The organism is Vibrio sp. 10N.222.46.A1, assembly GCF_041473595.1.
Classification (GTDB): Bacteria; Pseudomonadota; Gammaproteobacteria; order Enterobacterales; family Vibrionaceae; genus Vibrio; species Vibrio tasmaniensis_A.
Genome location: NZ_JBFRSN010000710.1, coordinates 1 through 8,681, shown reverse-complemented (window position 1 = coordinate 8,681; position 8,681 = coordinate 1). Strand labels below are relative to the sequence as shown.

The 8,681-nt window shown below is 44.3% G+C and carries 7 protein-coding genes; 3 read left to right on the top strand and 4 right to left on the bottom strand.

What is annotated here, in order from left to right; translation table 11 throughout:
- Positions 1–90: 90 nt before the first annotated feature.
- On the bottom strand, positions 91–540 hold the full coding sequence (locus AB4496_RS18840) for a low molecular weight protein-tyrosine-phosphatase (protein ID WP_017099041.1): 450 nt from the start codon (positions 538–540) through the stop codon (positions 91–93).
- A gap of 84 nt (positions 541–624) precedes the next feature.
- Between AB4496_RS18840 and cobO the strand changes: the two genes are divergently transcribed.
- On the top strand, positions 625–1,230 hold the full coding sequence (gene cobO, locus AB4496_RS18835) for a cob(I)yrinic acid a,c-diamide adenosyltransferase (RefSeq protein WP_009848617.1): 606 nt from the start codon (positions 625–627) through the stop codon (positions 1,228–1,230).
- A 239-nt stretch (positions 1,231–1,469) separates the two neighbouring features.
- Here the strand turns inward: cobO and AB4496_RS18830 are convergent, their stop codons facing one another.
- The 3 genes from AB4496_RS18830 to apbC all read right to left on the bottom strand — a co-directional run bounded on the left by AB4496_RS18830 (position 1,470) and on the right by apbC (position 5,734).
- Positions 1,470–3,653, bottom strand: coding sequence for an AsmA family protein (locus AB4496_RS18830; RefSeq protein ID WP_009848618.1), 2,184 nt, complete (start codon positions 3,651–3,653; stop codon positions 1,470–1,472).
- A gap of 106 nt (positions 3,654–3,759) precedes the next feature.
- Positions 3,760–4,401, bottom strand: coding sequence for a uridine kinase (udk, locus tag AB4496_RS18825; RefSeq protein ID WP_004734002.1), 642 nt, complete (start codon positions 4,399–4,401; stop codon positions 3,760–3,762).
- A gap of 256 nt (positions 4,402–4,657) precedes the next feature.
- Positions 4,658–5,734, bottom strand: coding sequence for an iron-sulfur cluster carrier protein ApbC (gene apbC / locus AB4496_RS18820; RefSeq protein ID WP_009848619.1), 1,077 nt, complete (start codon positions 5,732–5,734; stop codon positions 4,658–4,660).
- Positions 5,735–5,892: 158 nt separating this feature from the next.
- Between apbC and metG the strand changes: the two genes are divergently transcribed.
- Positions 5,893–7,953: a methionine--tRNA ligase gene (metG, locus tag AB4496_RS18815; RefSeq protein WP_009848620.1), complete on the top strand. Its 2,061-nt coding sequence runs from the start codon at positions 5,893–5,895 to the stop codon at positions 7,951–7,953.
- A 221-nt stretch (positions 7,954–8,174) separates the two neighbouring features.
- Positions 8,175–8,654, top strand: a complete 480-nt coding sequence (locus AB4496_RS18810; RefSeq protein WP_102257903.1) for a DUF1456 family protein — start codon at positions 8,175–8,177, stop codon at positions 8,652–8,654.
- The last annotated feature ends 27 nt before the right edge of the window (positions 8,655–8,681 follow it).

Here is an 8,681-nt window from a genome sequence, read left to right as displayed (position 1 = left end):
TAAACGATCGGCATTAGACATTCAATGTCGGCCTTTTTTATATCGATGAACCTTGATACTTTATCGCCCACCAAGAACACAGCCTCTACACTATATTGAACGCAGTATCGCTTCGCTCGACTCTTCGATTAAATCCAACACTAATTCAAAGCCATTCCCCTCACCATAATAAGGATCGGGAATTTCTTGATATTGTGACTCTCCAAAACTCAAAAATAACGCGAGCTTGTATTGGAGGTGAACTGGACACTGGCTCACTAAGTCATCTAAATTCGCCTTGTCTGCCGCAAGTATCAGGTCAAACTCTTCGAAGTCATTATCTACCACTTTACGAGAGGTAATCCCTTTAAAGCTGTAGCCGCGCTTCTCTCCTGCTGATTTTGAACGTGAGTCTGGCGCATTGCCTTGATGAAAGCCAATCGTCCCAGCGGAGTCGACCGTTACATTAATATCCATCTGCTGAGCTTTCTTTCTCAGCACCGCTTCACCTGTTGGCGAACGACAAATATTCCCCATACAAACCACGAGTATCTTTTTCATCCGTAATCACCTGTTCTTCCGATGGTTTTTGCTATCGTTAAGTTAGGCTATGATAGGCGTAATCACAACTTAAAAGGATTTGTTATGTCGACCGAAGACAACAAAGAACAACGCCACAAAGCAAGACAACAGAAAGTAAAAGAGCAAGTCGATGCACGTGTTGCAGCAGCGCAAGAAGTGAAAGGACTGTTATTGGTTATTACTGGCAACGGGAAAGGGAAATCGACATCAGGTTTCGGTACGATTACACGTGCAGTCGGTCACGGTAAGAAATGTGCCGTTGCTCAGTTTGTAAAGGGAACCTGGGATAACGGTGAAAAGAACGTTCTTCAAAAACTCGATGTAGAGTTCCAAGTGATGGGTACAGGCTTTACTTGGGAAACTCAAAATAAGGCGAAAGATATTGAAGCCGCACAGCGCGTATGGAAAGAGTGCCAACGCATGCTAGCTGATGAGTCGATTGATGTAATTCTGTTTGATGAGCTGACGTACATGGTAAGCTATGGCTACATCGAGCTAGATGAAGTGGTAGAGGCTCTGAGTAACCGTCCTAAAATGCAATCAGTGATCATCACAGGCCGTGGAGCGCATCGTACTTTAACGGACATGGCCGATACCGTGTCTGAAGTTCGTAACGTTAAACACGCTTTTGAGTCTGGTGTTAAAGCTCTGCAAGGTGTGGATTGGTAACAGCCTTCCAACCAGAGGTCCCCGACTCGGTCACTCTTCCCTCTCGAGGATGACGACCACTAGACTGTCTCGCCCTTGAACAAGGCACTAATACCTATCGTCATTCCCTAATGCGAGGGACGAGCTTCATAGGGAATCTCTCTTGGGTATTATCGGCAGCCAAACAAAAGCGCCATTCCTCGTAATAAGGAATGGCGCTTTTTATATGCTATTTATATGCTATTTATTTAAAATAGCGATTAGTTAAACAAGCCTTTGAGTAAACCATTGACTGCATCTCTAGTTTTCTCATCTTTGATCTTGTCACCGTATTTTTCTTCAAGTTTCTTAATACCGCGATCAATCTCTTTTTCAGCTTTCTGTTTCAACACATCATCAAAAACAAGCCCAAATTTCGGGTCAGCCCACTGGCCGGTTACCTTAATTGGAATCGTCACATCTTTGAGATCATCAATGCTCTTACCACCCTGGCCTTCAAGCGAACCAACAATTGACGTGCGAACCAGGAAGTCGACCGTTTCATTGATGAAGTTTGCTTTACCTTGACCTGTCACGCGTAAAAGAGGCGATTGTGCCGATAAGTCATTCGTTGAAACCCAACCTTTATCAACCTTGAGTGTTGCTTTCATTGCACTAAAATCTGTCTTTTGAGACTCGTCTTTGCTTTCGACTTTTTCGCCTTTGATCTTAGCGTAGTTTTCTCTAATCAGTTGCGCGATGTTGATGCCATTAACCGCACCATCTTCAAAGTTAATCGCAATAGTACCAACCAAGTTCTTCTTGATTCCTGTTGGCGTCAAGCTCTTACCTTTAACGTTAACATCGATATTACCGGTACCTTCCAGCGTATCGTTGTTCGCTACGTCAACCAGTAACGGTTGTACTTTTACGCCTTTAATCTTTTTCTTAGCCGTGTAAGTCGCTGGCGTCTTGCGTGCATCTAATCGTGCTGTTGCCGAGATAGAGCCTTGGTAAAGATTCGAGGTAAACGATATCAGATCTGCGATACCACGGTTAACTGAGAACGCAGTTTTCACGTTCTGCATTTTTGCGTTGTTCGCCTTGAACTTATCGATTGTGATATTACCTTTCACATCGAGCGTTTTCAGAGCTGACAGGTCAGGTTCTACTTCTTTCGCAGGAGCCGAGTTATCTGAACTTGAAGTCGAGCTACCTGAGCTTGACGTCGAAGAAGCTGTAGTATTTGAAGTTGAGCCACCAGCAGAATCAGAAGGCGCAGCGCTCGCTGTTTCTTCTGTATTACCTAGGCCTAAGAACTCATCTAAATCGATGTTCGGGCTATGAAGAGAAAAACGAACCTTTGGTATTTCAGATAAAGTGATGTCCGCTTTACCGTCTAGTGCGATAGCGTTAGCTTGCAGCTTCGCTAGCACAAAGCTCAAGTGACTCTTCGTTAGATCAAAGCTTAAGTCAGACAGCATATCCACTTTCATTGGTGATTGAGGAAGCGTTTCACCTTTGAATGTTGAGTCTAATGTTAACTTGTTCAGTGTAACTTTTGAGATCGCGCTATCGACAGTTAAGTCACCGCCACCTTTAAGATCAAGGTCAAGACCAGCAGCATTACCAATCACCGCATAAGTCAGTTGGTTAACCTTATCGAACTCAAACGTATTTAAGCCAATCTTCGCTGACTCGATCGACGTTGCTGGATCATTGAACTTCGCATTAAGGTCAATATTTCGTAATGCGTAGCTTGCAAAGCCTTCCGCTAATTTGAATTCAGCACTGCCATTTGCAGAGAACTTCTGTTGGTTGTTTTCACCAGAAGCCGCAAACGTCGCGGTCGTCCATGTATCAACGGCAAACTCAGAAAGACTCAAAGACACATCGTATAGCTTAGTGAATGAACCTGCTTGCTTGTCGTCCATCTCAAACAATGCGTTTGAGACAGTTACACCTGCAAGATTGATCGTCCAGCCAGATGTGTCTGTAGAAGTTTGCTCTTGAGGCGCCGGTGTTGCTTCAGAACTTGTATCCGCTGCAGGTTCAGACTCCTTAGGAGCAGACACTTGTGTGAGCGCATCGATGTTCTTGCGACCATCTTTAAGCGTTTCTAAATAAAATTCTGCACCATCTAGAGTGATATTGCCGATCTCTAGTTGATTGCTAAATAGCGGAGTAACCGAAACATCAACGCCAACCGTATCAACCTTAAACAGGTTTGGTTGAGTGAACCCTTCAGGGTTACGTAATTCAGTTTGACCAAGTTCGAAGCCAATAGATGGGAAGAATTGCCAACTGATATCACCCTCGATCACGAGCTCTAGGCCTGTGTGTTTTTGGGCTTGTTCGACAATTAATGGCTTAAATTGGTTGGGATTCACTAACAGCACTAGTGCCAGAATTGCTGCAACGACAACAAACACTGGTACAGCTATGAAAATGAGTAGTTTCTTCATCCGCATATTCCTTGCTTAGATTCCAAAAGAAAGTGGCACTATAAAAGTGCCACTGATTCGGTAAAAAATAAAGCTAAGTGAGTCACTTAGGCAAAATTTAATTCGATTAAGACTTCAACAACTTCGCAATATGCGCTTTTAGCACATCAATCGCAATACGGTTTTTACCACCACGAGGAACGATGATGTCTGCATGTTGTTTTGAAGGCTCGATAAACTGCATGAACATTGGGCGTACTGTTTCTTGGTATTGTTTAAGTACCGTATCCATTGTTCGACCACGCTCTTCTACATCACGCTTAACACGACGTAGTAGACAGATGTCCAACGGTGTATCCATAAATACGCTTGCGTGCATTAGTTTACGAAGACGCGGGTCTGTCAGAAGCAGAATACCTTCTAAAATGATCACTTTCTTAGGAGTAAGTGTAGTCGTTTCAGAAGTGCGTGTGTGCTCTGTGTAGCTGTATTCAGGAACTTCCACGGCATTGCCACTCATTAGCTGCTGTAGATGTTCGCATAAAAGGTCATGATCTAGTGCATTTGGGTGGTCGTAGTTAGTTTTAACTCGCTCTTCCATACTCAAGTGACTTTGGTCGCTGTAATAGCAATCTTCCGTGATAACACCAATTTGATGGTCGCCTACTTTTTCGCGCAGCTCATTATAAATCGTACTCGCGATCAGGCTTTTTCCTGAAGCTGAAGCGCCAGCGATACCTACGATGACACATTGATTATTATCAGACATTAATTTGCACCCGATATGGTTTGGTGGTGGGAAGAGATAAACCGCCTGATTATAGGGGCTAAAGCATATAGATTCTAGTCGCGATGTTAGCTAATTGCAGTCAAATTGATGATCTCAATACATTTACTTAAAACAATCGTTTGCTTTCAAATAACTTAAATACAACTATATGCACACCCCCTATGGCTATCCACCTAATCCAACCGTTGTTTATCTCACCCAAACATGATTTACACACCTTTGTGATCAGCCATTGCTATTCAACCATCGAGAAGTTAATCGCCTCTGGTCTCGCCTTACCAGTCCAGAACATCTTCGCAGCCACGTTCTCAGCAAGCTCTAAGTAATGACGCGTGTGTTCACTGTCTGGACGACGTATAACGGTTGGGCAACCTGCATCAATATCTTCCCGTACATCAATGTGCAGCGGAATTTGCGCTAAGATATCGAGGTAAAACTCTTCTGACATGGCTTCCGCGCCACCAGCGCCAAAGATATGCTCTTTCTCGCCACAGTGGCTACAGATATGGTAGCTCATGTTTTCCACTAAGCCTGCCACTGGCACGCTCACTTTATCAAACATTGCCACACCTTTACGCGCATCGGCTAATGCCAAATCTTGAGGGGTGGTCACCACAACCGCGCCCGTCACTGGGATCTGCTGCGAAAGCGTTAGCTGAATATCACCCGTACCCGGTGGCATGTCGATAACAAGGTAATCCAATTCTGGCCATACGGTTTCATTCACGAGCTGACCTAAAGCCTTCGCTGCCATTGGGCCACGCCAGATTGCAGCATCATCTTTCGACACAAGATAGCCAATAGAATGCGTAAAAATGCCGTGCGCCTCGATTGGCATCATCCATTTGTTGTTCTGCACTTCTGGCTTTGCATCCAGTTGACCGAGCATCATCGGCACAGATGGACCATAGATATCCGCATCCAACAAGCCCACTTTTGAACCTGACTTAGATAACGCAAGCGCAAGGTTTACCGAAGTTGTCGATTTACCCACCCCACCCTTTGCCGACGTCACGGCGATAATGTTCTTAACGCCCTTCAAAGGTGTCGCGACTGTTGTTTCTAGCGCAGACGGCTTCACTTTTACTTCAAACTGAAAAGCGCTAACAAGTTGCTGTTCAATCTGGGAGTGGATCCACTGTTCCAGTTCAACCGCGAGCTGATTGGCAGCAAAAGGCAAGGTAATAACAAATGACCCACGCGGATCAACCGATACAATATTTTGGTGTAGCGCCCACTCTGGGATGAGGATTGGTGACTCGAACTCATTCAACCATGAACAGAAATCTTGCTTAGAAGTAAAGTTACGCATTGGGGCTCCTTTTTTTATTTATGCTATCACCCACGAGATGAAGACTGAACCCCTAAAAAACTAGGGGAATCCTTTGTCTGATACCTTGGCGTATCACACGTTATAAAGTAGTATTACCTCTCAAAATTTATACCTATCAAAAAAGCGAATTATTAAGTATGGCAACTGATCCAAGACAACTTTTGGTAACTTGTGCGCTTCCGTACGCTAACGGCTCTATTCACCTTGGCCATATGCTTGAGCATATCCAAGCTGATATCTGGGTTCGATACCAGCGTCTACGTGGCAACACTGTAAACTTCATCTGTGCTGACGATGCTCACGGCACGCCAATTATGCTTAAAGCTCAACAGATGGGTATCACGCCAGAAGAGATGATCGCTGCTGTTAGTGAAGAGCACCAAAAAGACTTCGCTGGCTTTGATATCAGCTTTGATAACTACCACAGCACACATAGCGAAGAGAACCGTGAACTGGCTTCTCACATCTATCTAGAACTTAAAAAGAACGGCTTCATTTCTAGCCGTACTATTTCTCAGCTTTTCGACCCTGAGAAAGAGATGTTCCTACCAGACCGCTTCGTAAAAGGTACTTGCCCTAAGTGTAAGTCAGAAGACCAGTATGGTGATAACTGTGATAACTGTGGTGAGACATACAGCCCAACTGAGCTAATTAACCCTAAATCAGCGGTTTCTGGCGCAACTCCAGTAATGAAAGATTCTGAGCACTTCTTCTTCGACCTACCTCAGTTCGAAAGCATGCTTAAAGAGTGGACTCGTTCTGGTTCTCTACAGAATGAAACTGCAAACAAAATGCAGGAATGGTTCGAGTCTGGCCTGCAACAGTGGGATATCTCACGTGATGCACCTTACTTCGGTTTCGAAATCCCAGGCGAGAAAAACAAATTTTTCTACGTTTGGCTAGACGCTCCTGTTGGCTACATGGCTTCTTTCAAGAACCTATGTGACAAGCGCGACGATCTCAACTTTGACGAATACTGGAAGAAAGACAGCACAACTGAGCTTTACCACTTCATCGGTAAAGACATCGTTTACTTCCACAGCCTATTCTGGCCTGCAATGCTAGAAGGCGCTGGTTTCCGTAAGCCAAACAACGTATTCGTACACGGCTACGTAACGGTGAACGGTGCGAAAATGTCTAAGTCGAAAGGCACATTCATCAAAGCAAGTACGTACTTAAATCACCTAGACCCTGAGTGTCTTCGCTACTACTACGCTGCTAAGCTAAACAGCCGTATCGATGACCTTGACCTTAACCTTGAAGACTTCACTCAACGTGTAAACGCTGACGTGGTAAACAAGATTGTTAACTTAGCGTCTCGTAACGCTGGCTTCATCACTAAGCGTTTCGAAGGCAAGCTTTCTGCTGAATTTGCAGAACCAGAGCTTTACAACGAATTCGTTGCTGCTGCAGAGCGTATCGGTCAGCTGTACGAAACTCGTGAGTTCAGCCGCGCTATCCGTGAAATTACTGCACTAGCTGATAAAGCTAACCAGTACATCGACGAAAAAGCACCTTGGGTTCTTGCAAAAGAAGAAGGTAAAGAGAAAGAGCTTCAAGAAGTTTCTTCTGTGGGTATTAACCTATTCCGCGTGCTAATGGCTTACCTGAAACCCGTTATGCCAGAGCTTGCGGCTCGCACTGAAGCTTTCCTAAACGAAGAGCTAACGTGGGAAGCGATTGCTACACCGCTAACTGATCACGAAATCACTAAGTTCAAAGCGCTGTTTAGCCGTATTGATCCGAAGAAAGTGGAAGCAATGATCGAGTCTTCTAAAGAAGATGCAGCCGCTGAAGCAGCAGCAAAAGAAAAAGCAGAAGCTGAAAAAGAGCAAGCAAGCCAAACTGAGCTAGACAAAGAGCCAATCGCAGACGAGATTGAATTCGATGCCTTTGCAGCAGTCGATATGCGTATTGCTCGTATTATCTCATGTGAAGAAGTACCAAAAGCGAACAAGCTACTGAAGTTCCAACTGGACATCGGTGGTGAAACTCGCCAAGTATTCTCTGGTATCAAGTCAGCGTACAAACCTGAAGAGTTAGAAGGCAAACTAACTGTCATGGTAGCAAACCTTAAACCTCGTAAGATGAAGTTTGGTATGTCTGAAGGCATGATCCTAGCTGCTGGTCCTGGTGGCAGTGACTTGTGGATCCTTGAACCACACGAAGGTGCTCAACCTGGCATGCGTGTAATGTAGCTCTGGCTTCAGTCAGATAACAAGCACTCATAGCGAAATCCCTAATGCACTTTTAACTTGAATGAGTTGATAAGCATTGGGGATTTTTTATATCTACCGAAAATAAGCGTTCTCTGTTAGAGTCGCCGTCAACTATGCTATGTAGAGTAGAAATTTGTTTGCCGACAATAACGGGCTAACCAACACCTCTTTACTCTTCAAACCCTTTTTAGGAATCCCCAGTGACTAACAACGAAATCTTGCGTCGTATTCAACACGCGCTAAACCTTAAAAATGCACAGATCATTAAAGCTATCGAGCAAGCTGATGTGACCGTTGCTCATGACCAAGTGATTAATTGGCTAAAAGACGACAACGACAAGTCATGCTCTAAGATGAAAGATAAAGAGTTAGCGGTATTCCTAAATGGTTTTATCAATCTTAAGCGTGGCAAAAAAGAAGGTGTTCAACCTAAACCTGAAGTAGCTCTGACTAACAACATGATTTTCATGAAGCTGCGTATTGCGTTGAACATGAAAGCAGAAGATGTATTAGATATATTAGAAGTGGTAGGCATCAGCCTAAGTAAGTACGAGATTGGTGCCTACTTCCGTAAGCCAGAGAACAATAACTACAAAGTATGTGAAGACCAACTACTTTGCGATTTTCTAAATGGCGTGCAATTTACTAACCGTCCAGACTCAGAAGAGTTTGCAGGGTAAGTTACTGCCTATTGATACGTTCTCACC